26 protein-coding genes are annotated in these 24,103 nt (G+C 59.3%); 10 read left to right on the top strand and 16 right to left on the bottom strand.

The genetic code is table 11. The features are described from left to right. Positions 1–11: 11 nt before the first annotated feature. Genes ACSQ16_RS16775 through ACSQ16_RS16785 form a run of 3 tightly spaced genes read right to left on the bottom strand, consistent with a single transcriptional unit; the run spans position 12 to position 3,558 of the window. Positions 12–1,397, bottom strand: a complete 1,386-nt coding sequence (locus tag ACSQ16_RS16775; protein ID WP_093927116.1) for a sensor histidine kinase — start codon at positions 1,395–1,397, stop codon at positions 12–14. 8 nt (positions 1,398–1,405) lie between these two features. After that, positions 1,406–2,827 carry a dihydrolipoyl dehydrogenase family protein gene (locus ACSQ16_RS16780; RefSeq protein ID WP_243262241.1) on the bottom strand — a complete coding sequence of 474 codons (1,422 nt, stop codon included), beginning with the start codon at positions 2,825–2,827 and terminating at the stop codon, positions 1,406–1,408. Next, positions 2,824–3,558 (bottom strand): TVP38/TMEM64 family protein, encoded by a 735-nt coding sequence (locus tag ACSQ16_RS16785; protein ID WP_093927118.1) that lies wholly within the window; start codon positions 3,556–3,558, stop codon positions 2,824–2,826. Before ACSQ16_RS16785 ends, ACSQ16_RS16780 begins: the two co-directional genes overlap by 4 nt. Before the next feature lie 317 nt (positions 3,559–3,875). On the opposite strand from ACSQ16_RS16785, the gene rpmH reads away from it, so the two are divergent. From rpmH to ACSQ16_RS16835, 10 genes are all read left to right on the top strand, one after another. Further along, entirely contained in the window at positions 3,876–4,010 is a 135-nt protein-coding gene (rpmH, locus tag ACSQ16_RS16790) for a 50S ribosomal protein L34 (RefSeq protein ID WP_007118882.1), read from the top strand. Between the two features lie 26 nt (positions 4,011–4,036). After that, positions 4,037–4,459 (top strand): ribonuclease P protein component, encoded by a 423-nt coding sequence (gene rnpA / locus ACSQ16_RS16795; protein WP_243262239.1) that lies wholly within the window; start codon positions 4,037–4,039, stop codon positions 4,457–4,459. Beyond that, a complete protein-coding gene (gene yidD, locus ACSQ16_RS16800) occupies positions 4,456–4,677 on the top strand; it encodes a membrane protein insertion efficiency factor YidD (protein WP_243262238.1) in 222 nt (73 codons plus the stop codon). The genes rnpA and yidD overlap by 4 nt, the downstream gene beginning before the upstream one ends. Before the next feature lie 66 nt (positions 4,678–4,743). After that, positions 4,744–5,613, top strand: coding sequence for a tRNA 2-thiocytidine(32) synthetase TtcA (gene ttcA / locus ACSQ16_RS16805; RefSeq protein ID WP_243262236.1), 870 nt, complete (start codon positions 4,744–4,746; stop codon positions 5,611–5,613). Positions 5,614–5,720: 107 nt separating this feature from the next. Continuing rightward, entirely contained in the window at positions 5,721–7,262 is a 1,542-nt protein-coding gene (locus ACSQ16_RS16810) for a putative bifunctional diguanylate cyclase/phosphodiesterase (protein ID WP_243262235.1), read from the top strand. Between the two features lie 300 nt (positions 7,263–7,562). Next, positions 7,563–9,434 carry a membrane protein insertase YidC gene (gene yidC / locus ACSQ16_RS16815; protein WP_243262234.1) on the top strand — a complete coding sequence of 624 codons (1,872 nt, stop codon included), beginning with the start codon at positions 7,563–7,565 and terminating at the stop codon, positions 9,432–9,434. Continuing rightward, a complete protein-coding gene (locus ACSQ16_RS16820; protein WP_243263116.1) occupies positions 9,434–10,171 on the top strand; it encodes an MOSC domain-containing protein in 738 nt (245 codons plus the stop codon). The genes yidC and ACSQ16_RS16820 overlap by 1 nt, the downstream gene beginning before the upstream one ends. Continuing rightward, positions 10,171–10,821, top strand: coding sequence for a ribosome biogenesis GTP-binding protein YihA/YsxC (gene yihA / locus ACSQ16_RS16825; protein WP_093927124.1), 651 nt, complete (start codon positions 10,171–10,173; stop codon positions 10,819–10,821). The genes ACSQ16_RS16820 and yihA overlap by 1 nt, the downstream gene beginning before the upstream one ends. Before the next feature lie 36 nt (positions 10,822–10,857). Then, positions 10,858–11,721, top strand: coding sequence for an acetylglutamate kinase (gene argB, locus ACSQ16_RS16830; RefSeq protein ID WP_208604036.1), 864 nt, complete (start codon positions 10,858–10,860; stop codon positions 11,719–11,721). Positions 11,722–11,781: 60 nt separating this feature from the next. Further along, positions 11,782–12,276, top strand: coding sequence for a SixA phosphatase family protein (locus ACSQ16_RS16835; protein ID WP_243262232.1), 495 nt, complete (start codon positions 11,782–11,784; stop codon positions 12,274–12,276). A 61-nt stretch (positions 12,277–12,337) separates the two neighbouring features. Here the strand turns inward: ACSQ16_RS16835 and ACSQ16_RS16840 are convergent, their stop codons facing one another. The 13 genes from ACSQ16_RS16840 to rpsM form a co-directional block, all read right to left on the bottom strand. After that, positions 12,338–13,105: an amino acid ABC transporter ATP-binding protein gene (locus ACSQ16_RS16840; RefSeq protein ID WP_093927127.1), complete on the bottom strand. Its 768-nt coding sequence runs from the start codon at positions 13,103–13,105 to the stop codon at positions 12,338–12,340. A 14-nt stretch (positions 13,106–13,119) separates the two neighbouring features. Beyond that, positions 13,120–14,418, bottom strand: a complete 1,299-nt coding sequence (locus tag ACSQ16_RS16845) for an amino acid ABC transporter permease (protein ID WP_243262231.1) — start codon at positions 14,416–14,418, stop codon at positions 13,120–13,122. Positions 14,419–14,421: 3 nt separating this feature from the next. After that, complete coding sequence (locus tag ACSQ16_RS16850) at positions 14,422–15,636, bottom strand: amino acid ABC transporter permease (protein WP_243262229.1); 1,215 nt, start codon at positions 15,634–15,636, stop codon at positions 14,422–14,424. Between the two features lie 218 nt (positions 15,637–15,854). Continuing rightward, positions 15,855–16,871: an amino acid ABC transporter substrate-binding protein gene (locus ACSQ16_RS16855; RefSeq protein WP_093927130.1), complete on the bottom strand. Its 1,017-nt coding sequence runs from the start codon at positions 16,869–16,871 to the stop codon at positions 15,855–15,857. A gap of 194 nt (positions 16,872–17,065) precedes the next feature. Beyond that, entirely contained in the window at positions 17,066–17,779 is a 714-nt protein-coding gene (locus tag ACSQ16_RS16860; RefSeq protein ID WP_093927131.1) for an ATP12 family chaperone protein, read from the bottom strand. Continuing rightward, positions 17,776–18,459 (bottom strand): HAD-IA family hydrolase, encoded by a 684-nt coding sequence (locus ACSQ16_RS16865; RefSeq protein WP_243262228.1) that lies wholly within the window; start codon positions 18,457–18,459, stop codon positions 17,776–17,778. The genes ACSQ16_RS16860 and ACSQ16_RS16865 overlap by 4 nt, the downstream gene beginning before the upstream one ends. Then, the gene (locus tag ACSQ16_RS16870; protein ID WP_243262227.1) at positions 18,456–19,502 is read right to left on the bottom strand and encodes an RluA family pseudouridine synthase; all 1,047 of its coding nucleotides are present in this window, start codon (positions 19,500–19,502) and stop codon (positions 18,456–18,458) included. The genes ACSQ16_RS16865 and ACSQ16_RS16870 overlap by 4 nt, the downstream gene beginning before the upstream one ends. Beyond that, positions 19,499–19,852 (bottom strand): fluoride efflux transporter FluC, encoded by a 354-nt coding sequence (locus ACSQ16_RS16875; RefSeq protein ID WP_139226270.1) that lies wholly within the window; start codon positions 19,850–19,852, stop codon positions 19,499–19,501. Before ACSQ16_RS16875 ends, ACSQ16_RS16870 begins: the two co-directional genes overlap by 4 nt. 31 nt (positions 19,853–19,883) lie before the next feature. Beyond that, positions 19,884–21,194 (bottom strand): replication-associated recombination protein A, encoded by a 1,311-nt coding sequence (locus ACSQ16_RS16880; RefSeq protein WP_243262226.1) that lies wholly within the window; start codon positions 21,192–21,194, stop codon positions 19,884–19,886. A 226-nt stretch (positions 21,195–21,420) separates the two neighbouring features. Then, positions 21,421–21,837, bottom strand: coding sequence for a 50S ribosomal protein L17 (gene rplQ, locus ACSQ16_RS16885; RefSeq protein ID WP_007118863.1), 417 nt, complete (start codon positions 21,835–21,837; stop codon positions 21,421–21,423). Positions 21,838–22,000: 163 nt separating this feature from the next. After that, positions 22,001–23,017 carry a DNA-directed RNA polymerase subunit alpha gene (locus tag ACSQ16_RS16890; RefSeq protein WP_007118862.1) on the bottom strand — a complete coding sequence of 339 codons (1,017 nt, stop codon included), beginning with the start codon at positions 23,015–23,017 and terminating at the stop codon, positions 22,001–22,003. A 114-nt stretch (positions 23,018–23,131) separates the two neighbouring features. Next, a complete protein-coding gene (gene rpsK / locus ACSQ16_RS16895) occupies positions 23,132–23,521 on the bottom strand; it encodes a 30S ribosomal protein S11 (RefSeq protein ID WP_067622222.1) in 390 nt (129 codons plus the stop codon). 15 nt (positions 23,522–23,536) lie between these two features. After that, complete coding sequence (gene rpsM / locus ACSQ16_RS16900) at positions 23,537–23,905, bottom strand: 30S ribosomal protein S13 (RefSeq protein ID WP_007118860.1); 369 nt, start codon at positions 23,903–23,905, stop codon at positions 23,537–23,539. Positions 23,906–24,103: the final 198 nt, after the last annotated feature.

Raw genomic sequence — 24,103 nt, forward strand, 5'->3', positions numbered from 1 at the left:
TTCTTCGAAGTTTATAAAGTGCCGTCGCCTTTGGGCAGGGTAATGTCAAAAACGGTGCCTTCGGGCCCAGTGCTGCGCAGCGCCAAAGTGCCGCCATGGCCGCGCACCAGTTCCGACGCGATGACCAAACCCAGCCCCGAGCCGCCCTTGCGCGCACCGCCTTGAAACGCCGTAAACAGATGTTCGCGCGCTTTGGGCGGCAGGCCCGGGCCAGTATCGCTGACTGTGATGCACCAGGCCCCTGCCCCATCTTCGGCACGCAGATGCACCTCACCCGGTTTGCCGGTGGCTGTGATCGCCTGACGCGCGTTGCGCATCAGGTTGGCCAGCACGCGGTACATCTGTTCAGGGTCCGCACGCACAGTCAGTTGCGCAGGAATGTCGGCAGCAAAGCTGATCTCGCTTTCGGGATCTGCAAGGCGTTCGCCATCAATCACCTCTTCCACCAGCTCATCCAGCGCCATGAGGGTCAACGTCGGCCCCGGCTCTTCGGCCTTGCCGAAAGCCAGCGTCGATTCGCATAGATGAACCGCGCGGGTGATCGAACCAACCAGTTTTGGCGCCATGCGCTTGACGGTAGGGTCTTCTGACATTTCAATGCGGTCGGTGAACAGCTGCGCCGAGGTTAGGATATTGCGCAGGTCATGGCTGATCTTGCTGACCGCGCTGCCCAGTTGGGCCAATCGCTCTTTCTGTTTCAGCGCCTGCGTCAGGTCTGTTTGCAGTTTTTTCAGCGCCTCTTCGGCCTCGCGCAGCTCGGTCACGCTGGAGGATGGCTCAAAGATTCGGCGCGCATCTTCGGGCGCGGCGGCATAGCGCTGCATATGGCCCGCCACCCGCTTGATCGGCTTTAGCAACAGGGCACGCATGGCAAAGAACAAAAGCACCGCCGTAATAACCGAGATTACCGCCGACAACATCAGGATCCGAATCCCGTAGTCGAGCATGGCGACACGCATAGGCGCGGTTTCCATTGTTACTTCGATCAGCAACCCCGCCTCGCGCACGGGTGCACCGATCACCCGCACAACTTCATTGCCGGGCCGGAACAGCCGCAGCATCGCGTCGCGGATCAGCACCATCGCAGTGGCATCGCGCAGGTCATAGGTTTGCGACACGGTGCGCGGCATGGGTGAGGCCAACATCAGCTGCCGCGCCTCATCCCGGCGCAAGACGACGTTGAAAACTTCGGCGTTGCGCAGCAGCTCCTCTTCCAGCTCTGGGTCGAGCATGTCGTCAGCCAACAGCGCCAATGACGCAATCTGCGCCCTTTCCAACCGCGTCAGCATATATTCCTCGCGGAACCGCGCGATTGAAGGAACAAAGATCAGCACTTCGGCCAGCATCACAAAGATGGTGGTGAGGATCAGCAGACGGCCAGAAAGCGAGTGGATCATAAGCTATCTCAGGGCAGCAAGCGCTGCACAGCCCGCACGACCGTCTTGACCAGCGCGCTTTCAAACAGGCGCGGGCTGAAATAGGCGCCCGCAGCGCGTTTGTTAATTTCCGAGATCGTGGGGTAAGGGGCGACCATAGCCGCAATTTGGCTCATCTTCATGCTATTGACCAGCGCCAGCGACCACAAAGAAATCAATTCACCCGCTTGATGGCCCACGATACTGGCACCAACTGGGCGACCTTTAACCACCATAACCTTAATAAAACCTTTCGTCTGACGCTCGGCGATGGCGCGGTCGTTGTGGTTATAGTGAAAACGCACAACCTCCAGCTTATCCCCATGTTCCTCATGCGCCTGCGCCTCGGTCAGCCCGACCTGGGCCAGTTCCGGCGCGGCATAGGTGACCCATGGGATATGATTCAGCTTGGTCTTGCTCGGCAGGCCAAACAGAATCGAACGGATCACCACCCCGGCGTGATAGCCTGCCACATGGGTGAATTGCAGCCCGCCTGCCACGTCGCCAATGGCATAGACGCGGCGGTTGCTGCTGCGCAGGCTGTCGTCCACCTTGATGCCCGCTTTGGTAGTTTCCACCCCCGCTTTATCGAGGTCGAGCCGGTCGATATTGCTTTTGCGCCCCACGGCCATCAGCAGATGCGAGCCATTGATCACCCGACCATCCTTGGTTTCAACCGTGATCGCGCCCGCCGCGCCGCTGATTTTGGCGGCATCACTGCCCTCTTCAAAGACCACACCTTCGTCGCGCATGGTTTGCAAAACAACTTCGGCCAGCTCTGGATCATCCTTGCCAAGCGCACGACTGCCTTCGATCACCGTGACCTTGCAGCCCATCCGCACATGGGCCTGTGCCATTTCGATGCCGATAGGCCCGCCACCGATGATGATCAAATGCTCCGGCTTCTCCCGTAGCTCAAAGAGGGTTTCGTTGGTCTCATACGGCACATCATTCAGCCCCGGAATCGGCGGCACCAGAGGGGATGACCCTGTGGCCACAACAATGCGCCGCGCGGTGATGATCGTATCGCCCGCCTGCACCTCTTTATCGGAAATGAAACGCCCGTATTCGCGGATCACCCGCACGCCCAAGCCCTCGAACCGCTCAACCGAATCGACCGGCGCGATTTGCGAGATGACATCGGCCACGTGATCCTTGGCAGCCGCGTAATCCACCACCCCGGCGGCAGCCTCCACCCCGTATTGCGCGCTGTGTTGTTGGGTATAGGCGGCCTTGCCGGTCTTGATCAGCGCCTTAGAGGGCACGCAGCCATAGTTCAGGCAATCGCCCCCCATTTTATGCCCTTCCAGCAGGGTCACATTCGCGCCCATCTGCACGGCCCCCGCTGCCACCGACAACCCGCCAGAGCCTGCGCCGATGATCAGAACGTCGGTCTTGATACGGTTGGTCATTTCAGCAGATCCTTCTTGCCGGTAAATGTCTTGATCGCCACGGGCAGCAGCGACAGCACGCAGAGGCCCAGAATGGGCAGCAAAATATGGGGTTCAAAAATGATCCCGAGGTTGGGCGTCTCACCTCGGGCAAAGACTGCACCTAGCCCAGCCCCGACAGAGGTAAAGACCAGCGCCCCCGGCATGATGCCGAAAAACGTTGAGATGGCGAAACGAAACAACGGCACGCCGAGAAAAGCAGGCACCAGATTCGCAACAAAGAACGGCACCACCGGCACGAGCCGGATAAAGAAGAGCATCGACCATTGGTTGTCGTCGATCCCCGCCTTGATCTTGCGCACCACTCCATCGGAAGCATCCATCCGTTCTTTCAGCCGGTCGCCCAGACCCCATTGCGCGGCCAGAAAGATCACGATCGCGCCAAGTGTCGCACCGCCCACGTTATAAAGGACGCCCGGAAACAGCCCAAACAAGAACCCACCCGTCAGCGTCGCCACCGTGGCACCGGGCAACGAAAAGGCCACGATCACCACATAGGCGGCGACAAAGGCCAGCGCGGTCAGCAGATAGTTGCTGTCACGAAAGGCGATAAGCGCCTCGCGATTCTCACGCAGGGCGTCGAAACTCAGGTAATCACGCAGGGTAAACGCGCCGATGGCGGCAACAGCCACAATCACCGCGAGGGGCAGGTAACGCATTAGCGTTGGTTTACTTTGGTCATTGGGGCTCATGTCATCACTTCCATTGGGCCTGCATCAGACCATCTGTGTTTCTATAATGATGGCGTGCCGCGGCCCGCACGAACAGGCTCTTCACGCGTGGTTGATAGGACTTGTGCGCAAAGGGCCGATTTTGCAGGGTACGGGGGCAAACTGAAACAATCCGGCCCCTACGGACCGGCATTTTGTTGCAAAGCGCGGTTTTTCCCTGTCAGGGGGTTTGACTTGCGCGCCCTCCCGCATTAGAGGACGGGCTTGAATTGACGCTGGCCGCGGTGGAACCCTTTAAGTGATTCCGTGCCCAGCCAGCTTTAAATGGAGACGGAGCGATGAAACGCACCTTTCAACCCTCGAACCTCGTGCGCAAGCGGCGCCATGGTTTCCGCGCACGTATGGCAACCAAAGCCGGTCGTAAGATCATCAACGCACGCCGCGCACAGGGCCGGAAATCGCTGAGCGCGTAAGCGCTTTCGATCTTCGGAACCAGAATATGACACCGCCGGAGGCACCCTTGAATGGCACTTGCGCCACGAAGGGGAACCCTGCCCCGGCGGTTTCTCTGCGTTTGGAAACCCTGACCAAACGGGCGGATTTCCAGCGTGCGAGCCGCGCCAAACGTGTGGCGACCCCGGGATTCATCCTGCAAATGCGACCCCGCCGGGAGGAAGAGCCCAGCGCGGCGCCCATTCGCGTGGGATTTACCTGCTCGAAAAAGGTCGGCAACGCCGTTGCCCGCAACCGCGCCAAGCGCCGCTTGCGTGAAATCGCACGGCTGACCCTGCCGCAGACGGGCCAAGCGGGCATGGACTATGTCTTTGTCGGGCGGCGCGAGGCGACGGCGGCCCTGCCCTTCGACCAATTGCTTGCCGATCTCACCCGCGCGCTCGATATCCTGCACGGGGCGCGCAAATGACCCCCTTGGCGGCGCTGCTCGCCCTACCGGTGCGCGGCTACCGGCTGCTTTTCAGCCCGTGGGTCGGATACAATTGCCGCTACCAGCCCACCTGCAGTGCCTATGCGCTGGAAGCGTTGCAAAAGCACGGCGGTCTGCGGGGCGGATGGCTGGCCGCGCGGCGCATCGCCCGCTGCCATCCATGGGGACAAAGCGGAATCGACAACGTCCCCGATTAGCGTCACGCTTGCGGCAAAGGGGTAAAATGCCCTAGGTGAAGCCAAGTTGATAGTGAGAGACAGACGATGCTGGACGAAACCAACGAGATTCACCCCCTCTTTGCCGGCGCACCGCAAAGCACCGAGTTCAAGAAACTGCGCAAGCGTATCGTCCGCATGACCCGCGAGGCGATCGACCAATACGGTATGGTCGAGCCGACCGCCGAGGGCGCGCCGAAACCCAAATGGCTGGTCTGCCTGTCGGGCGGCAAAGACAGCTACACCCTGCTTGCGGTCCTGCATGAATTGCAATGGCGCGGCCTGCTGCCTGTCGAGCTTCTGGCTTGCAACCTCGATCAAGGCCAGCCAAACTTTCCGGCCACCGTGCTGCCGGAATTCCTTGAAAAGATGGGCGTTCCGCATCGCATCGAATATCAAGACACCTACTCAATCGTGATGGACAAGATCCCCGCCGGACGCACCTTTTGCGCCCTTTGCAGCCGCCTGCGCCGCGGCAATCTCTACCGGATCGCGCGGGAGGAGGGCTGCTCTGCCGTGGTGCTGGGGCATCACCGGGATGACATTCTAGAAACCTTCTTCATGAACCTCTTCCACGGCGGGCGACTGGCGACGATGCCGCCCAAACTGGTTAACGAGGAAGGTGACTTATTCCTCTACCGCCCCCTCGCCCATGTGGCTGAAAGCGATTGCGAACGCTTTGCCACGGCGATGAATTACCCGATCATTCCTTGCGATCTTTGCGGGTCTCAAGACGGGCTACAGCGCCAGCAGGTAAAGGCGATTCTCGATGGTTGGGAGACTAATAGTCCCGGCCGACGGCAGGTGATGTTCCGGGCCCTGATGAATGCCCGCCCCTCGCATCTTCTGGATCCAAATCTCTTCGACTTTACGGGGCTGATGCGGAACGTTGAGGGTACGAAGCAAGAACAATTTTAGATAAGAATCCACAAGAAACTGCTCTCTGTTAACCCACAGCACACCCCAAAGGCGATATTCCACTTTCGAAGGCGCAGACATTGCGTACATAAGATAGGGATATCGCGATGGCACTTTACCAGCGTTCTGGGCTAACGCAGCTGCGCCAGTCGTTTGCCGCTTTGCTCAGCGGACAGGCCGCTTTGGCTTTCCTTCCTGCGATGTCATTGCTTGCATTTTGGCTTGGCGGTGAATTGGCTTTGATCACGACCTCCGCCGCGCTGCCGCTTCTATACCTTGCAGGACAGCGTTTCGGTGGGGGGGTAATGTTGCCCCGGGATGCGGTCAGCGGCATACTTCAGCGCCGCACTTTTGAAGAATTGACCGAACAAATCTTTCAGCGCGCCCAATCACAGGGGCGATTGTCAGCAACGTTTTTCATCGCGATTGAGGAATTCGACCAGCTTATCGAACGTTACGGTCATGCGGCTGCCGACATCATTGTCCGACAAAGCGGCCAACGTCTGGTTAGCGCCCTACGGGATGACGACAACATCGGCAAAATGGGAGAGGCGCGTTTTGCGATCTGCATGGCCCCAGTGCGCCAGCTTGACCTTGAGCTTTGCATCCAGCTCGCTGGAAGGGTTCAGACAGCATTGGAAGAGCCTATCTCTGTCGACGGCGTGACCGTTTATCTAACCGCCTCGGTTGGCTTTTGCCTCAGCACCCGCGCCCCAGGTCCCGATGGCGCCGCATGGCTTGCTGCTGCAGCCACCGCCCTGCGTATTGCGCAACAACACGGACCTTCTTCCATACGTGCCTTCTCTGATCAGATGCGGCGCGAAACCGAAAACCGCGCAGAACTGCGCGAGGACGTCACGATCGCCTTGGATGGCGGCCAAATTCAGCCTTGGTTCCAGCCGCAAATCTCAACCGACACAGGCCAGATCACCGGGTTTGAAGCCTTGGCACGCTGGAACCACCCGGTGCGCGGCATGATCCCCCCTTCGGATTTCCTACCCGCGATCGAAGAAGCCGGCCTTCTAGAACGATTGGCCGAGGTGATGATGTACCATTCCTTCGCCGCGCTCAAAGCCTGGGACAGCTCCGGCACGGAGGTGCCGCAGATTGGCGTGAACTTCGCCGGTGGCGAACTTGCCAACCCCCGGCTGATTGACAAAATAACTTGGGAGCTGGACCGTTTTGATCTGAGCCCAAACAGACTTGCTGTCGAAGTTCTTGAGACTGTCGTCGCATCTACCCCCGACGATGTGATCACGCGAAATATCAATGCCTTGGGCAAGCTGGGCTGTCGTATTGACCTTGATGACTTTGGCACTGGCAATGCCTCCATCGCCTCAATCCGCCGTTTTTCGGTCAGTCGGATCAAAATTGATCGGTCGTTCGTCATGAAAGCGGACCGAGACCCGGACCAACAGCGTATGATTGGTGCGATCCTCACCATGGCCGAAAGGCTGGGCGTCGAAACCCTTGCCGAAGGGGTGGAAACGGTGGGAGAGCATGTTTTGCTGGCGCAACTTGGCTGTGATCATGTGCAGGGATTCGGCATCGCACGCCCCATGCCGTTTGAACAAACACTCGACTGGATTGCCCGCCACAATGCAAAATTACAAGATGTTCCACGTATCATGGACGGCCGCGCAACCTAGCGCGTCCATTTTGCCCAAGCATCAGCAAAATCCAACATTTAGCCGCAGCAGGCAAACGAGAGGCGCATGACAAACCAGTAACCGTTTCACAATCCCAAAGAACTTCCCAGCTTGCGCGATGGGCCAAAGCCGCCACGCAACCAACCCTATCAACTCACCCCGGCAAAACTCCGCAAAACCCATGCCAGATGGAGCAAAACCACCCCATACGCCCAGTGATCCTACCCGATTCCGCTTGACCTTTGGCCCCGCACTCTGTTGAACCCCCGTGATATTCAAAGACATCAGGTGGCGGTCCCCATGGACGAACAGAACAAGAATCTCATCCTTGCCACGGCGCTCAGCTTTGCCGTCATCCTCGTGTGGTTCCTCTTGTTCCCGCCCCCCGAAGCCGACCCCGCGCTAGAGAACAGCGTCGAGATGACCCAAACCGAAGATGGCACCTCCGTTCCCGCTTCCCCAGCAGAGACGGCTGCGGCACCCGGTGCGGATACCGGCGAAGGCGCCGCTCCCGAAGGCCGCCGCGCCGCACTGGCCGATGCGCCTCGGGTGGAAATCGCGACCGATAAGGTCAGTGGCTCTATTTCCCTGATGGGTGGTCGGATTGATGATCTCAAGCTGAACGACTACCAAACCACTCTCGATGAAAACGCCGAAGTGGTCACCTTGCTCTCTCCCGAAGGGTCGAGCGACGCCTATTACGCCCTGCACGGCTGGGCGGCAGGCTCCGGCCTTGGGCCTGATGCGGTTCCGGGCGTAGACACGCTTTGGACCCTCAGCGAAGGTGAGGCATTGGGCGTTGACAGCCCCGTCACCCTGACATGGGACAACGGTGCCGGTCAGGTCTTCACCCGCCAAATTTCGGTTGATGATGAATATATGTTCGACATCACCCAGAGCGTCACTAACAACGGCGAGGCGCCCGTCAACCTTGCCCCGTTTGGCATGATCGCTCAGCACGGATTGCCCGAAGACCTGAAAAGCTTCTTCATCTTGCACGAAGGCGCCGTATCGATGGCCAATGGCGAGTTGTCGGAAGTTGATTGGGACGATATCGCCGAAGCTGAGGTAAACAGCACTTGGGGCCGCCCCGCCGTGGTCACCGAAGGCGTCACCGAAGGCTGGGTCGGCTTTACCGATCACTATTGGCAGGCGGTGCTGATCCCCGAAGCAGGCGAGACCTTTGAACAGGCGCTCACCTATGACCCGCGCGCCGACACCTACCGCGCTTTCACCCGCCAACCGACCCGCTCGGTCGCCGCAGGCGAAAGCGTAAGCACTTCCAGCAAGTTCTTCGCAGGCGCGAAGGAATGGGAAACACTGCAAGATTACCAATCCGCAGGCGTTGCCAAATTCATCGACAGCATCGACTGGGGTTGGTTCTTCTTCCTGACCAAGCCGATCTTCTGGCTGCTGCACAACCTGAACCAACTGATCGGTAACATGGGCGTTGCGATTATCGGCCTGACCCTGCTGATCAAAGCGCTGCTCTTCCCTCTGGCCTATAAATCCTACGTCTCCATGGCGCGGATGAAAGAGCTTCAGCCCGAGATGGAAAAACTGAAGAAGGATGCGGGCGACGACCGTCAGAAGATGCAGCAAGGCATGATGGAGCTTTACAAGAAGAACAAGGTGAACCCCGCTGCGGGCTGTCTGCCGATCCTGATGCAGATTCCAATCTTCTTCTCGCTCTACAAAGTTATCTTTGTCACCATTGAACTGCGCCACGCGCCCTTCTTTGGCCCGTTCCAAGACCTTAGCTCACCCGATCCAACCTCGATCATGAACCTTTGGGGGCTGCTGCCCTATGCTGCGCCCGAGCCTGGCTCGATGCTGGCGCTGGTGTTCATCGGCATTCTGCCGCTGCTCTTGGGTATCTCCATGTTCTTGCAGCAAAAACTGAACCCGGCCCCCACCGATCCGACACAGCAGATGATCTTTGCTTGGATGCCTTGGGTCTTCATGTTCATGCTGGGCGGCTTTGCATCTGGCCTCGTGGTGTACTGGATCGCGAACAACACGATTACCTTTACGCAGCAGTACCTGATCATGCGCAGCCAGGGATACAAACCTGACCTTTGGGGCAACATCGCGGGCGGCTTTAAACGGACGCCCAAGGGCAACGCAGCCAACGCAGATGCCAAAGCCAAGTCTGGCAAGTCGAAAAAGTGATGCAGATCACCGCGCTCAACCGGCATCCGCTCAAGGCCCATGGCCGCGAGACGGTTGAGCGTGTGACCCTGTACGCCGGGCAATCTATGCCCTATGACCGCCTTTGGGCCGTGACGCATGATGCCTCCAAAGCCGTGCCCGGCGACTGGGCGCGGTGTTTGAATTTTACGCGGGGCGCGTCCTCTCCGCAGTTGCAAGCGATTACGGCCAAGCTTGACGAAACAAGCGAGATGCTGATCTTGCATCATCCAAAGCGAGGCGAGATCACCTTTCACCCTGATCGCGACAAAGCAGCCTTCCTTGATTGGGTTGGCCCTTTGGTGGCTGAAGGCCGGGCCGCGCCGGTGGACATCCTGCGCCTTGATGGCCGCGGCTATACCGACAGTGCCGAGCCGACACTTTCGCTGAACAGCCTTGCCTCTCACGCCGCTGTCGAAGCGCTTTGCGGCACACCGCTGCAAACCGCCCGTTGGCGCGGCAACATCTGGTTTGACGGGGCCGCCCCTTGGGATGAATTCGAATGGGTCGGGCGCGATATGAAAATCGGTAGCGCACGGTTGCATGTGTCCAAACGCATCACTCGCTGCCTTGCAACCACCGTAAACACCGACACCGGCGCACGCGACGTGGACACACTCGCGGCACTTGACCAATTGGGTCACCGCGACTTCGGTGTTACCCTGACCGTCACCACCGGCGGAGAGATCGCCGTGGGCGACGAACTGGAGCTGATTTGATGCAAGTGAACTACACCATTGCCGAGGAGCCGGACGCGCCGAGCGCCGAAAAAGGCCGGATGCTTTTCGCCGGTGAGACGACATTCGTCAAAGGCGTGGTGGCGATGGACGGGCTGCCGCCCCCCGACCGGATGGAGGTCTGCTTTGCGGGCCGCTCGAACGTCGGGAAATCGACCCTGATCAACGCGCTGACGGGGATGAAGGCGCTTGCACGGGCTTCCAATACGCCGGGCCGCACGCAGGAGATTAACTTCTTCACCGCGGGCGAAGAGCATTACCTCGTTGACCTGCCGGGCTATGGCTATGCCAATGCCCCACTGCCCGTGGTCGAGAAATGGCAGCGCCTGCTGAAACAGTACCTCTCGGGCCGCCAGACTTTGCGCCGCGCCTTCGTGCTGATCGACGCGCGGCATGGGGTCAAAAAGGTCGACAATGAAATTATGTCCCTGCTCGACAGCTCTGCCGTGACCTTCCAAGTGGTGCTGACCAAAGCCGATAAGGTCAAAGAAGCCGAGCGTGAGAAAATCCTAACGCAGGTGAAAGACGCGCTGAGCAAACACCCCGCCGCCTACCCGGAGATTGTCGTGACATCTTCGGAAAAGGGCTGGGGCATCCCGACCTTGCGTGCCATCATCGCCACGCTGGTATAACACCTCCGCCGCTATCGGCTTCCCATGGGTCAACAGATGAGAACGCAAGACATGAACCGCGACTGGATCGCCACTGCCCGCACACTCAGCCAAGCCCTGCCCTTTTTGCAACGCTACGCCGATGCCACCGTGGTCATCAAACTTGGCGGTCATGCAATGGGCAGCGATGAGGCGATGGATGAATTCGCCCGCGATGTCGCGCTGATGCGGCAGGTCGGGGTGAACCCGGTGATCGTCCATGGCGGCGGGCCGATGATCAACGACATGCTGGCGCGGCTGAACATCAAATCGGAATTCGTGAACGGCAAGCGCGTCACCGATGCCGCGACCATGGAAGTGGTCGAGATGGTCCTGTCGGGCCTCGTCAACGCGCGGATCGTGCAGGCGATCTCGGAGCAAGGTGGCCGTGCGGTTGGTGTCTCGGGCAAGGACAGCGGCCTGATCGTTTGCGACCCCGAAGACCCCGTTCTGGGCCTCGTGGGCAACCCAACGCAGGTCAATCCGCGCATCCTGCGCGATTTCGCCGATAAGGGCATCATTCCCGTCATCGCACCTCTCGGCATGGGCCGCGGGGGGGAGACCTATAACATCAACGGTGACACCGCCGCAGGCGCCATTGCGGGCGCGCTGAAGGCTGATCGTCTGTTACTGCTTACTGATGTGGCAGGCGTCAAAGATGGCTCGGGCGAGGTGGTTACCGACCTGACGGCAAGCCAGATCAACGAGATGATCGCGGACGGCACAATTGCGGGCGGGATGATCCCGAAGGTGCAGACCGCGCTGGATGCGCTCGAAGGTGGCGTGCGTGCGGCGGTGATCCTCGATGGTCGTGCGCCAAATGCCTGCCTGTTGGAACTCTTCACCGAACACGGCGCGGGCAGCATCATTCGCAAGGGGTAAAGCCCTTGCCCCCTGCCCCTGCTTCGCGCCTATGATGGGCCGAGCAGTGAAAGGAATGACATGCGCCGCCTGATCCTAATGCGACATGCGAAATCGGACTGGTCCCACGGGACCAGCGATCACGATCGCCCTTTGAACCCCCGTGGGCGTAGCGCTGCCGAAGCGCTTGGCAACTGGCTACGGGCTGAAGGGCTGCTGCCTGATGCGGTGCTCTGTTCCACGGCGGCGCGCACGCGCGAAACCTGCGCGATTTTGAACCTGCCTGAAAGCTGCGCAGTGGAACACCTCCGCCAGCTTTACCTCGCCGAACCCAGTGAGATTATAGCAAACCTGCGCCAGCGGGCGACCGGCGACACAGTGTTGCTTGTAGCGCATAACCCCGGCATTGCCGCTGCCGCAGCGCTGCTGTTGCAGCAGACGCCCGATCAGGATGCCTTTGATCGCTATCCTTCCGGCGCAACCACGGTGATGGATTTCGACATCGACAATTGGGCCGACCTTGCCCCCGGTAGCGGTGCGCTGCACACCTTTACCGTCCCGAAGCAACTGGTCTGAAACGCAAACGCCCCGACCGATTGGCCGGGGCGTTTAGTTCACGGTACTGGCGCAGCGCGGATCAGTGACCCAGAATCTGACTCAGGAACAGCTGTGTGCGCGGGCTCTGTGGGTTGTTGAAGAAGGCTTCCGGCTCGTTCTGCTCAACGATTTGACCTTCATCCATGAAGATCACCCGGTTCGCCACCTGACGGGCAAAGCCCATCTCGTGGGTCACGCAGAGCATAGTCATGCCCTCTTCCGCGAGCTCGATCATCGTGTCGAGCACCTCTTTGATCATCTCAGGATCAAGCGCCGATGTCGGCTCATCGAACAGCATGATGCGCGGGCGCATGCAAAGCGAACGGGCAATCGCCACCCGCTGCTGCTGACCACCCGAAAGCTGGCCGGGGTATTTGTTGGCCTGATCGGGGATCTTCACCTTTTCAAGGAAATGCATCGCCGTTTCTTCGGCTTCTTTCTTGGGTGTTTTGCGCACCCAAATCGGCGCCAGCGTGCAGTTTTCAAGGATCGTCAGATGCGGAAAGAGGTTGAAGTGCTGAAAGCACATGCCGACCTCGGAGCGGATCTTGTCGATGTTCTTGAGGTCCGAGGACAGAAGCGTGCCGTCAACCTCGATGGAGCCCTTCTGGTGCTCCTCCAGCGCGTTGATGCAGCGGATCAGCGTCGACTTGCCCGAACCCGAGGGCCCGCAGATCACGATCCGCTCGCCGCGGTGCACAGTCAGGTCGATGTCGCGCAGCACGTGAAACGCGCCATACCATTTGTTCATGTTATCGATACGGATCGCGACTTCGTCGGATACTTTCATTTGTGCGGTCTCAGCCATGCGAGAACCCTCCCTTAACGATGGTCAGTCGCAAGACGGCGTTCCAGCCACTGCGAATATTGTGAAATGCCGTAGCAAACGATGAAGAACAGCAACGAGGCGAACATAAAGAGTTCCCAGTAAACGCCGTTCCAATCGGTCGAAGCGAGGATCGGTCCGCGGATCATGCCGATGATATCAAACAACGAGATGACCGAGACCAACGTGGTATCCTTGAACAGACCCACGGCGATGTTAACGATGCCCGGAATGGAGATCTTCATCGCCTGCGGCAGGATGATCAGACGCATCGCCTGCGGGTAATCAAGGCCAAGGCTGTCAGCGGCCTCATACTGGCCCTTCGGCAATGCGGCGAGGCCCCCCCGGATCACCTCGGCGATATAGGCCGAAGAGAACATGGTGATCATAATGACCACGCGGATGAAGAGATCGACCCCCGAGCCCGGCGGGAAGAAATAGGCCAGCATCACGTTCGCCACGAAGAGCAAGGTAATCAGCGGCACGCCCCGCACGAATTCGATAAAGACCACGCAGATGCCTTTAACGATTGGCAAGTGGGACTGACGCCCCAGAGCCAGCGCGATGCCAATGGGCAGCGAAAGGGACACACAGGTGATACCCAGCATCATATTGAGCATGAAGCCACCAAGGTCACGGCTTGGGATCGCCTCTAGTAGGGGCGACGCGGGGCGCAATACATCCCCGATGAAGCCGCCGATGTACCAAACGACCACCGCGGCAGCGAGCCCCCCAGCCAAGGCCAAGGCGAAGCTTTTGTGCACCAGACGGCTGTAGACGACATAGCCCGCAATCACGCCCAACAAGGCAAAGATCGGCCCCCAGATCGGGCCACCCCAGATCAGCCAGAAGGCAAGGAATGGATAAAGACCTGTAAAGAGCAGCATCTTGCGCGGCAGGTCGATGAACAGGACAGGCGCGGCAGCAAGGAACAGCAGCACCAGCGCAAGGGTCGGACGCCAGTATTGATCACTTGGGTATTTGAACCCAAAGAGCAACTGGTGCCAACGCTCGCTGAGCACCGAGAAACAGGCCCCCGAAGCACCATCAAGTATCTCACGGCACTCCGATAGGCTGCTGGCAGACCAGACCCCGTTCAGCAACCAAGGTAGAGAGCCCGCAAGCAGCAGATACAGGAAGTAAAGCGCCACGAGGGTCAGAATCGCATTGGCCCATGTCGGGAAAAGGTTGTCTTTCACCCATTTCAGCGGCCCGCCAACTTTGTCAGGCGGAGCGGCTGGCGGCAGGGAGGACTCGCGCACGAAGGCGATGGATTCAGCATGTGTATCTGACATGGCTTAACGCTCCTTCAGCTTCGTTGCGTTGTTATAAACGTTCATCACCATGGAGATACCCAGCGAAATCACGAGGTAGAACAGCATAAGCAGAACGACGCATTCAATCGCCCGCCCGGTCTGGTTCAGGGTGATCCCGCCCAGCGTTGCGGTGATGTCGGCATAGCCCACAAGGATCGCCAGCGACGAGTTCTTGGTGATGTTAAGATAGTTGGAGATCAGCGGCGGGATGATCACGCGCAGCGCCTGCGGCAGGACCACAAGGTTCATTACTCGGCCCGGACGGAGGCCCAAAGCGGCTGCGGCCTCTGACTGGCCGCGGCTTACCGCTTGAATGCCTGCGCGGACGTTCTCGGCGATGAAAGCCCCCGTATAGATCGACAAAGCGAACCACAGTGCGATCAGCGGCGCACCGATCTGGATTCCCCCCCGGAAGTTAAAGCCCGCGAGTGCCGGAAAATCCAAGCCAATGGGCATACCCATTATAAAGAACACAACAATCGCGGGCACAAACAGGATCGCGACCGATGGCCAGAGCATCGGCAACAGACGGCCCGTGTCATAAAGCAGTTTGGTCGCGTAGCGGCGATAGGCGAAGACGCCGATGATGGACGCCACAAATGTCGCCACCACGATCATGGACCCCGGTCCCCAGACCGGTCCCGGAATATAGACACCCCGGTTGGTAAAGGCGAAAGAGCCAAGCATCATGGTTGAAGCCGGATCATCGCCGCGGAAGGCCGAAGGCGCGGGCATCGCGGCGGTCATGATAGTGTAGATGATCAGAATCCAGATCAGCACCGGGATGTTGCGGAAAATCTCGACGTAGCCCGCCATCAGCTTGCGCACGAGCCAGTTGTTCGACAGGCGCAGAACCCCGGCGATGACGCCAAAGATCGTCGCGGTGACACAGGCAAGGAAGGACACCAGCAGCGTATTGATGATACCCACCCAAGCGGCCTGAAGGTTGGACGACTGGCTGGTATAGGGAATCAGCGTTTGGTTGATGTCATAACCGGCTGGATTGCCGAGAAACTGGAAGGAAATGTTCAGGCCAGCGGCGCGCAGGTTGGCAGCAAGGTTAGAGCCCAGATACCAGATCGCCGTGACCAGCAGCGCCAGCGCAATCACCTGAAAGGTGATCGACCGATAGCGGGTGTCGCTCAACAGCATAGATGGCCGGAACGACGCCTTGGGAGGGTCGGAGAATGTCGTCATGTATGTATCCCTGTGTTCCGGCTTGTTTTTTATTGGTGCATTTAGCGCACCTTGGCCGAATCATTTTTGGTCGTTGATCGTTTTAGCCGATCGTGGGTTTTTATTGTCTTCTTAGCGCGTTGTTGTTCGCTTTGGAGTAGCTTGCTTTAGTTAAGTCCAAGTTACCCGGTTCCGAGGCACAAGGGGCGCAGGAATTCCCGCGCCCCTTGGCAACTAATTTAGCGTACTGGCGGTGCGTAGAGCAGGCCACCGTCTGTCCACTGAGCGTTCAGCCCACGTGCCAGACCGATAGGTGTCTCTTCGCCGATGTTCTTGGCAAAGATTTCACCGTAGTTGCCTTCGGCCATGATGGCGCGCTTGGCCCACTCATTGTCGAGGCCGATCATCTCACCCAGCGTACCCTCGGTGCCCAAAAGGCGAGCAATCTCAGGGTTGTTGGTGTTGCCGGTCATCTCTTCGATGTTGGCAGAGGTGATGCCCAGCTCTTCGGCTGCGATCAGCGCGTTCAGCACCCAGCGGGTGATGTCGCCCCACTCGTTGTCACCGTGACGGACCAGCGGGCCGAGCGGCTCTTTCGAGATGATTTCGGGCAGCAGAACGTGGTCGCCAGGGGTTTCAAAGGTCGCACGTGTGGCGGCCAGACCGGAGGCGTCAGTTGTGTAGGTGTCGCAGGCACCAGCAAGGTACTGCTGCTGGCCTTCGGCGTTGGTTTCAACAGGCACGGGCTCGTAGCTGATGTTGTTCTTGCGGAAGAAGTCCGCGAGGTTCAGCTCGGTTGTGGTGCCGGTCTGGATGCAGACGGTCGCGCCGTCCAGATCCTTGGCCGAGGAAACGCCAAGCGCTTTCGGAACCATGAAGCCCTGACCGTCGTAGTAGTTCACGCCGATGAAATCGAATTTCAGGTCGGTGTCACGGCTGAAAGTCCATGTGGTGTTCCGTGCGAGGAAGTCGATCTCGCCCGAAGCCAGCGCGGTGAAGCGGGTTTTGCCAGTTGTCGGAACGAATTCCACGGCGTTCTTGTCGCCCAGAACGGCTGCGGCAACGGCACGGCACACGGCCACGTCGAAACCTTCCCATTCGCCGTTGGCGTTAGGCGCGGCAAAGCCTGCAAGGCCTGTGGTCACGCCACAGTTCAGCTTGCCGCGGGCCTTGACGTCATCAAGCGTAGCGGCACCAGCAGCACCGGCCGCAAGGCCAGCAACGGTCAGCGCGCCAAAAATTACGGTTTTTTTCATTTTTACCTCTTCCTGATAGTCCGCCACGTTCACTGGCGGTTAATCCGACGCCAAGTGACGCCGAAAGCGATCATGTGCAGGGTCTCCCCTGCTCAATGGAAAGCAGTGTGGGCGGATTCAGGTTTGAAGGTCAAGGGCGCGATGGGCAAATTTAGAACGTGATTTGCCCATCCGCACGCAAAGCTTTTAGCAAGTTAAGCAGCCTTGGAAAGCACAATCATTGCACATGCATGTAAAAATGCCTGCCGCTTAATTTCGGCCTCTTGCTCGGCCACGTCATCGCGGCCCCATTGCTCAGCCTGCCAAACCTCATCCAAGCGCGAAAGCGCCCATATTTTTTGAGGGTCAAACGCCTGTTCATAGGCGGCAAAGCCCAGCACCAGCGAGCCGGTCAAGCTTACGAGATCATGAAATGCTGCCAGTTCAAAAGCATCCAGCGCAGCCGTCCGGCGGTGCATTTCGGCCAAAGCGTCAGGCGATTGCGGCTGATGCATAATGCCCTGCCGCGTCTCTAAATTGACGCCAAGGAACGCAGCGGCCCAATCAAGCATCGGATCCCATTCAGCCGCCTGCCGCGCAACCAATTCTGCGGGATTGTCGGCGCGGTAGCACAGAAGATCACTGTCGCCATAAGCGGCCAGCATATCAACGACCTCATCCTTTTGCACCGCGACCTTATCAATCGCCGCATTTGCAGTCTTGGTCACCGGCATGGTGCGCGGGTCAATCTGTTTCTCTTGCGCCTGCCATTCGGCGGCCACGGCTTCTGCCATGGCACGGGTCGGCAAGGTCAGCGGGCGCTTGGCCGGTGTTTTCACCCGGCGGCCATCCAGTTCGACGGTAAAGCCGCCATCGACCTCGACCACGGCAGCATCTTTCCAAAAACGTTTGGCTTTCCAGTCACTCATGCGGGAATGCTCCAGATCTGTTCCAGCAGGGCGGGTAGCGCCGCGAAGTCCTCGACAAGATGCGCGGCAGCGGCCAGCCGTTCCGGGCCGTGATAGCCCCATTTCACGCCGATCCCAGTCACCCCGGCAGCGGCGGCCATGTCCATGTCGAACGAAGTGTCGCCGATCATAACCGTCGCGTCTGGCCCGACCCCAGCATCCGCCATCGCCTGATGGATCATCGAAGGATGCGGTTTTGAAGGATGAAAATCCGCAACTTGCTGGGTTATGAACAACCCTTCCAGCCCATGGCCCGCGATCAGCTTGTCCAAACCGCGCTTTGATTTGCCCGTGGCAACACCCAAAAGCACCTCTGGCTCAGCGTGAAGACAGCGCAGTGTTTCTGTCGCGCCGGGATAGAGCGGCGAAGACTGCGCCACCCCGGCCTCTGCCCGAAGGGTCATGTAAGACGTCTTATAGGCCTCAACCATCACAAGGTGATCCCCAGCAGAGCGCGTAGGGGCAAGTGTCGGCAGCGCCACATCAAGTGACAAACCAACGATCGATAGGATTTCATTGCGCGATGGAACAGGCGCGTCCACGGCTGCAAACGCCGCCGTCATCGCGGCAATGATATCAGCCTGACTGTCGACGAGCGTGCCGTCGACGTCAAAGATCACTAAGCGCAGCGGCTTGCTCATTGCAACGACTCAAACGGGTCTTCATCAGCCAAGTCTTCGGTCCAGCCGAAGGTGTCCCAGCTATGCTTCATATGATCCGGCAGCTCAGCCGTGATCGTGACAACCTTGCGCGTCTGAGGATGCTCAAACCGCATCATCCGCGCGTGCAGGTGAAGTTTCTTCGAGATGATCCCGCCCAGTTGTGCGCCCCAACCATCGCCAAGGTTCTCTTGACCAGAGCCGCCGTATTTCCCATCGCCGACAATCGGATGCCCGATCTCGGCCATATGCGCGCGCAGCTGGTGCGTGCGGCCGGTGACTGGCTCCATCGCCACCCAAGACGCGCGCGAGCCGACGCGGAACAGCGTGGCGTAAAGTGTATGCGCGCGTTTCGCGCCCGGCGTCGCATCCATGTCGCGCGGATGCACGGCGATCATCTTTTCGCCCTCCCCGCTGCGGCCATGACCGCCTGCTTTGACGAGGCCGTATTTGATCTCGCCCAGGTAGGGCGTCGGAACACCGGCCACGATGGCCCAGTAAATCTTGCGGGTCTCACGGTGGCGCATCGCCGCCGTCAGCGCCTTGGCCGCCAGACGCGTTCGCGCCAGCAGCAGTACGCCGGAGGTGTCGCGGTCCAACCGGTGTACCAGACGTGGCTTTTCCTCGGCGTCAAAGATCAGCGCTTCCGACAGCGCATCGACATGGCGATCCGCCTGCCCCGAGCCGCCCTGCACCGCCAGACCGGGCGGCTTGTTCAGCGCAATCACATGATCGTCGCGGTAAATCACGCAGTTGCGGATCATCTTGGCGTCGGCATCGGTGATCCGCGTCCGCTTGGGCGGCGGCGGAGGCGCGCTGTCGGGCAGCGGCGGCACGCGCACCTCTTGGCCCGCCTCCAGCCGCGTGTTGGCCTTGACCCGGCCCCCATCGACACGGATTTCGCCCTTGCGGCACATCTTCTCGATGAGCCCTTGGTTGATCTGCGGAAACATCCGCTTGAACCAACGGTCCAGCCGCTGGTCGCCATCGCCCACGGCGACGGTAATGGTTTGTACGCGGCTCATGCCAACACCTCTCGGGCCAACCAGAGGCCCAGCAAACAGGCGGCCAGCGACAAGATCACCGAGGCCCCCACATATGAAAATGCGACCCCTGCACGGCCCGCTTCAAGCAGCCGCAGGGTATCGAGTGAAAACGCCGAAAAGGTCGTGAAGCCGCCCAGCAGCCCGGTCATCAAGAAGGGCAGCAGCAGCGACGTCTTGTCGGCCAGCACCCAGACCACGCCAATCGCCAGCGAGCCAGTGACATTGACGGCCAAGGTGCCCAGCGGAAAGCCCACCGCGACCCCGACTAGGAACCGCAAGCTGGCGCCCAAAGCGCCGCCGAGGGCCACCATGATCAGTGTTTTCATCATCGACACCCCATCGCGCGGGCGCGGCCCGGAGTCAAGTTTTCCGCTTGGCGCGCAGCCCTGCAAAGTAATCCTGTCGCTTTTTCAACTCGCGCTCGAAACCGCGCTCCACCGGCTCGTAAAGACTGGGACGTTCCATCGTGTCGGGAAAGTAGTTCTGCCCCGAGAACCCGTCTTCGGCGTCATGGTCATAGGCATAGCCGCTGCCGTAGCCTTGCTCCTTCATCAGCTTGGTCGGCGCGTTCAGGATGTGTTTGGGCGGCGGCTCTGACCCGGTGCTGCGCGCCAGTTTGCGCGCACCTTTATAGGCCTTGTAAACCGCGTTCGATTTTGGCGCGAGGCAGATGTAGGTCAACGCTTGCGCAATGGCCAACTCCCCCTCGGGACTGCCAAGCCGCTCGTATGTCTCCCAAGCCTGAAGGCAAAAGGCCTGCGCCTGCGGATCGGCAAGGCCCACATCCTCGACCGCCATTCGGGTAATACGGCGCATCAGATAACGGGGGTCTTCGCCCCCCTCCAGCATCCGCCCCAGCCAATAGAGCGCCGCGTCGGGGTCTGACCCGCGCATAGACTTATGCAGGGCGGAAATGAGGTTGTAATGCGAATCGCCTGACTTGTCGTACTGTGCCGCACGGCGCATCAAGCGTTTGGAGAGCCCGATTTTATCGAGCAATTCATCGCCCTTCCACGCAGTCACCTGTTCGATCAGGTTCAGCAAAGCGCGCCCGTCGCCATCGGCCATTTCCAATAGCGCTTCGCGAGCGTCCGGTTGTAACGGCAATGGCTTACCTAGCTCCTGCTCTGCCCGTTGCGCCAATCGTTCAAGATCGTCATGCGGCAAGCGCTCTAGTACCAGCACCTGCGCCCGAGAGAGCACCGCAGCGTTTAGTTCAAAGCTGGGGTTTTCCGTTGTGGCACCAACCAGAAGGATCGTTCCGTCCTCCATATGCGGCAGAAACCCGTCTTGCTGCGCTTTGTTGAAGCGGTGGATTTCATCGACAAACAGCAGCGTCCCCTGCCCCTGTCGCCGCCGCAGCTTGGCCGCGTCAAAAACCTTGCGCAGTTCCGGTACGCCAGAGAAAATTGCGCTGATCTGTACGAAATGTAGATCTGTCTCATCCGCCAAAAGACGCGCGATGGTCGTCTTTCCCACCCCCGGAGGACCCCAAAAGATCAGCGACGACAATGCACCCGACGCGAGCATTACCGTCAGCGGCGCATCGGGGCCAAGCACTTGTTCCTGCCCGATAACCTCCGCCAATGCGCGCGGGCGCAAGCGGTCTGCCAATGGCCGGTGGCCGCTTTCTGCTGCCGCTGCATCGCTGTCGCCGAATAAATCCGCCATACTACCCCCCCTAGGCCGCTGCGCCGATCACGGCGGTTGTGTCATAATGCGAGCGCAGATGGCCAACCCTGCTTGGTGCAGCCAGCGGTATTAAGAACGCCAAAAAGTATCTCATACGTCCTGATATGCGCAGCCGCCTTCACTGGTGCAACTGCCTATCCCTACGCCGCCAAAAGAAAAAGCCCCGCCAAATGGCAGGGCTTTCCCATCCGCGATCTGCGAAATCTTATTCTGCGGCGTCTTCTTCGGCCAGACGCGCTTTGTCTGCGGCGCCTTTGGCGTCGCGGTCGCGGTCGACGAATTCGATGATCGCCATCGGCGCCATGTCACCATAGCGGAAGCCAGCTTTCAGCACGCGAACGTAACCACCTTGGCGGTCTTTGTAGCGCGGGCCGAGGATGTCGAACAGTTTCGCGACATACTGGTCTTCTTTCAGCTTGCTTGCGGCCTGACGACGGGCGTGCAGATCGCCACGTTTGGCCAGCGTGATCATCTTTTCGATGATCGGCTTCAGTTCCTTGGCTTTCGGCAAGGTTGTTTTGATTTGCTCATGCTCGATGAGCGAGCCTGCCATGTTCGAGAACAGCGCCTTGCGGTGTTCATGTGTACGGTTCAGGCGGCGGTATCCACGTGCGTGACGCATTGTCTTACTCCAATCGTGATGCCCTCTACGGGCGGTTTTGCTTTGTCTGGCCCGCGATGCGTGTCACGGGCTCTCCTTGGGGCTTGCGCCCGGTCGTAACGGTGCCCGATTTCTTTTGAAGAAATCGGCCCGGAAACTTTGAAAGTTTCCGGGTCCGTGTCTCTTAGAACGAATCCTCGAACTTCTTGGCGAGGTCTTCGATGTTTTCTGGCGGCCAGTCCTCGACGTCCATGCCAAGGTGCAGACCCATGCCCGACAGCACTTCCTTGATCTCGTTCAAGGACTTGCGGCCAAAGTTCGGCGTGCGCAGCATTTCGGCTTCGGTCTTCTGGATCAGGTCGCCGATATAGACGATGTTGTCGTTCTTCAGGCAGTTCGCCGAACGGACCGAGAGCTCCAGCTCGTCGACTTTCTTGAGCAGCAGCGGGTTGAACTCAAGACCATCGTCGTCGTCCTGACGGGACGCCGATTCCGGCTCGTCGAAGTTGACGAAGATGCCCAGTTGGTCCTGCAAGATGCGCGCGGCGAAGGCCACGGCGTCATCCGGCGTGATGGAGCCGTCTGTCTCCACTTTCATGGTCAGCTTGTCATAGTCCAGCACCTGGCCCTCACGGGTGGGCTGCACGTCATAAGAGACCTTCTTGACCGGCGAATAGATCGCGTCGATCGGGATCAGGCCAATGGGCGCATCTTCGGGCTTGTTCTTGTCAGCCGAGACATAGCCCTTACCGGTGTTGACGGTCAGCTCCATGTAGACATCTGCACCATCGTCGAGGTGGCAGATCACATGCTCGCGGTTCAGAATCTCGATACCGGCGGATTCGGAGATGTCACCGGCAGTGACAACGCCCGGACCCTTCGCAGAGATCGACAGGCGTTTGGGCCCTTCGACTTCCATGCGCAGGCTGACGCCTTTGAGGTTCAGGATGATGTCGGTCACGTCTTCGCGCACACCGGCCACGGAGGAAAACTCGTGCAGCACGTTGTCGATCTGCACGGATGTGATCGCCGCACCCTGCAGCGACGACATCAGCACGCGGCGCAGCGCGTTGCCGAGCGTCAGACCAAAGCCCCGCTCCAGCGGTTCTGCCATAACAGTTGCCTGACGGGCTGGGTCATTGCCCGGCTTGACGTCAAGCTGTTGCGGCTTGATCAATTCAGCCCAATTTTTGTGGATCATGCGTCCCTCCATCCTTGTTTGTGCCTCATGTCCAAATGACACAAACGCTCGAGGTTTCTGAAAAGCGGTATGGGGCCGCACGTAAGGCGCGACCCCATGTCAAACAGTCCCGACTTAAACGCGGCGGCGTTTGGGCGGGCGGCAACCGTTGTGGGCCATCGGGGTCACATCACGGATCGACGTGATGTTGAAACCGGCAGCAGCCAGAGCGCGCAGTGCGGATTCACGGCCGGAACCGGGGCCTTGCACTTCGACTTCCAGCGTCTTGACACCGTGATCCTGAGCTTTGCGGCCAGCATCTTCTGCGGCCATCTGAGCTGCGTAAGGTGTCGATTTACGCGACCCTTTGAAGCCCATGGTGCCAGCGGAGGACCAGGAGATTGCGTTGCCTTGAACATCCGAGATCAGGATCTTGGTGTTGTTAAAGCTCGAGTTCACATGCGCCACACCTGCGGCGATGTTCTTGGAGACCTTACGCTTGGTCTTTGTCTTATCGCGTGCCATTGATCAGACCCTCCCTTATTTCTTCTTGCCAGCAATGGCCTTAGCGGGGCCTTTGCGGGTGCGAGCATTGGTGTGGGTACGCTGACCACGGACGGGCAGGTTACGACGATGGCGCAGGCCACGGTAGCAACCAAGGTCCATCAGGCGCTTGATGTTCATCTGCGTGTCACGACGCAGGTCGCCTTCTACGGTGTAGTTGGCGTCGATGTGCTCACGCACGGCCAAAACTTCGGCGTCGGACAGTTCGTTAACGCGACGGGTCGCGTCGATACCAACGGCTTCGCAAATGGCTTTGGCGGAGGAGGTGCCAATACCGGTGATATAGGTGAGGGCGATTGGAACCCGCTTTGCAGTCGGGATGTTTACGCCGGCAATACGTGCCACGTTAGCTATTCCTTTTCGTTGCGGGTCCGTCGTTCCAGACCCTTTTTTCACAACACAAGCCCGAGGCGATAAGGCCATCGGGCTGAGGCTGATCAGGTGATCTTGCGGGGTTGGGTTGAACCCTTGCCACAATTTGATTCTCTCGCGAGATAGGGGTGACTATGAGGTTTTGCGCAGGGCGTCAAGCCACTGCGCAAA

Source organism: Sulfitobacter sp. SH24, from assembly GCF_965641895.1.
Classification (GTDB): Bacteria; Pseudomonadota; Alphaproteobacteria; order Rhodobacterales; family Rhodobacteraceae; genus Sulfitobacter; species Sulfitobacter dubius.

Coding starts and splice junctions, on each gene's coding strand:
- ACSQ16_RS16775 (WP_093927116.1), bottom strand. CDS start 1,397: ATGATCCACTCGCTTTCTGGCCGTCTGCTGATCCTCACCACCATCTTT.
- ACSQ16_RS16780 (WP_243262241.1), bottom strand. CDS start 2,827: ATGACCAACCGTATCAAGACCGACGTTCTGATCATCGGCGCAGGCTCT.
- ACSQ16_RS16785 (WP_093927118.1), bottom strand. CDS start 3,558: ATGAGCCCCAATGACCAAAGTAAACCAACGCTAATGCGTTACCTGCCC.
- rpmH (WP_007118882.1), top strand. CDS start 3,876: ATGAAACGCACCTTTCAACCCTCGAACCTCGTGCGCAAGCGGCGCCAT.
- rnpA (WP_243262239.1), top strand. CDS start 4,037: ATGACACCGCCGGAGGCACCCTTGAATGGCACTTGCGCCACGAAGGGG.
- yidD (WP_243262238.1), top strand. CDS start 4,456: ATGACCCCCTTGGCGGCGCTGCTCGCCCTACCGGTGCGCGGCTACCGG.
- ttcA (WP_243262236.1), top strand. CDS start 4,744: ATGCTGGACGAAACCAACGAGATTCACCCCCTCTTTGCCGGCGCACCG.
- ACSQ16_RS16810 (WP_243262235.1), top strand. CDS start 5,721: ATGGCACTTTACCAGCGTTCTGGGCTAACGCAGCTGCGCCAGTCGTTT.
- yidC (WP_243262234.1), top strand. CDS start 7,563: ATGGACGAACAGAACAAGAATCTCATCCTTGCCACGGCGCTCAGCTTT.
- ACSQ16_RS16820 (WP_243263116.1), top strand. CDS start 9,434: ATGCAGATCACCGCGCTCAACCGGCATCCGCTCAAGGCCCATGGCCGC.
- yihA (WP_093927124.1), top strand. CDS start 10,171: ATGCAAGTGAACTACACCATTGCCGAGGAGCCGGACGCGCCGAGCGCC.
- argB (WP_208604036.1), top strand. CDS start 10,858: ATGAGAACGCAAGACATGAACCGCGACTGGATCGCCACTGCCCGCACA.
- ACSQ16_RS16835 (WP_243262232.1), top strand. CDS start 11,782: ATGCGCCGCCTGATCCTAATGCGACATGCGAAATCGGACTGGTCCCAC.
- ACSQ16_RS16840 (WP_093927127.1), bottom strand. CDS start 13,105: ATGGCTGAGACCGCACAAATGAAAGTATCCGACGAAGTCGCGATCCGT.
- ACSQ16_RS16845 (WP_243262231.1), bottom strand. CDS start 14,418: ATGTCAGATACACATGCTGAATCCATCGCCTTCGTGCGCGAGTCCTCC.
- ACSQ16_RS16850 (WP_243262229.1), bottom strand. CDS start 15,636: ATGACGACATTCTCCGACCCTCCCAAGGCGTCGTTCCGGCCATCTATG.
- ACSQ16_RS16855 (WP_093927130.1), bottom strand. CDS start 16,871: ATGAAAAAAACCGTAATTTTTGGCGCGCTGACCGTTGCTGGCCTTGCG.
- ACSQ16_RS16860 (WP_093927131.1), bottom strand. CDS start 17,779: ATGAGTGACTGGAAAGCCAAACGTTTTTGGAAAGATGCTGCCGTGGTC.
- ACSQ16_RS16865 (WP_243262228.1), bottom strand. CDS start 18,459: ATGAGCAAGCCGCTGCGCTTAGTGATCTTTGACGTCGACGGCACGCTC.
- ACSQ16_RS16870 (WP_243262227.1), bottom strand. CDS start 19,502: ATGAGCCGCGTACAAACCATTACCGTCGCCGTGGGCGATGGCGACCAG.
- ACSQ16_RS16875 (WP_139226270.1), bottom strand. CDS start 19,852: ATGATGAAAACACTGATCATGGTGGCCCTCGGCGGCGCTTTGGGCGCC.
- ACSQ16_RS16880 (WP_243262226.1), bottom strand. CDS start 21,194: ATGGCGGATTTATTCGGCGACAGCGATGCAGCGGCAGCAGAAAGCGGC.
- rplQ (WP_007118863.1), bottom strand. CDS start 21,837: ATGCGTCACGCACGTGGATACCGCCGCCTGAACCGTACACATGAACAC.
- ACSQ16_RS16890 (WP_007118862.1), bottom strand. CDS start 23,017: ATGATCCACAAAAATTGGGCTGAATTGATCAAGCCGCAACAGCTTGAC.
- rpsK (WP_067622222.1), bottom strand. CDS start 23,521: ATGGCACGCGATAAGACAAAGACCAAGCGTAAGGTCTCCAAGAACATC.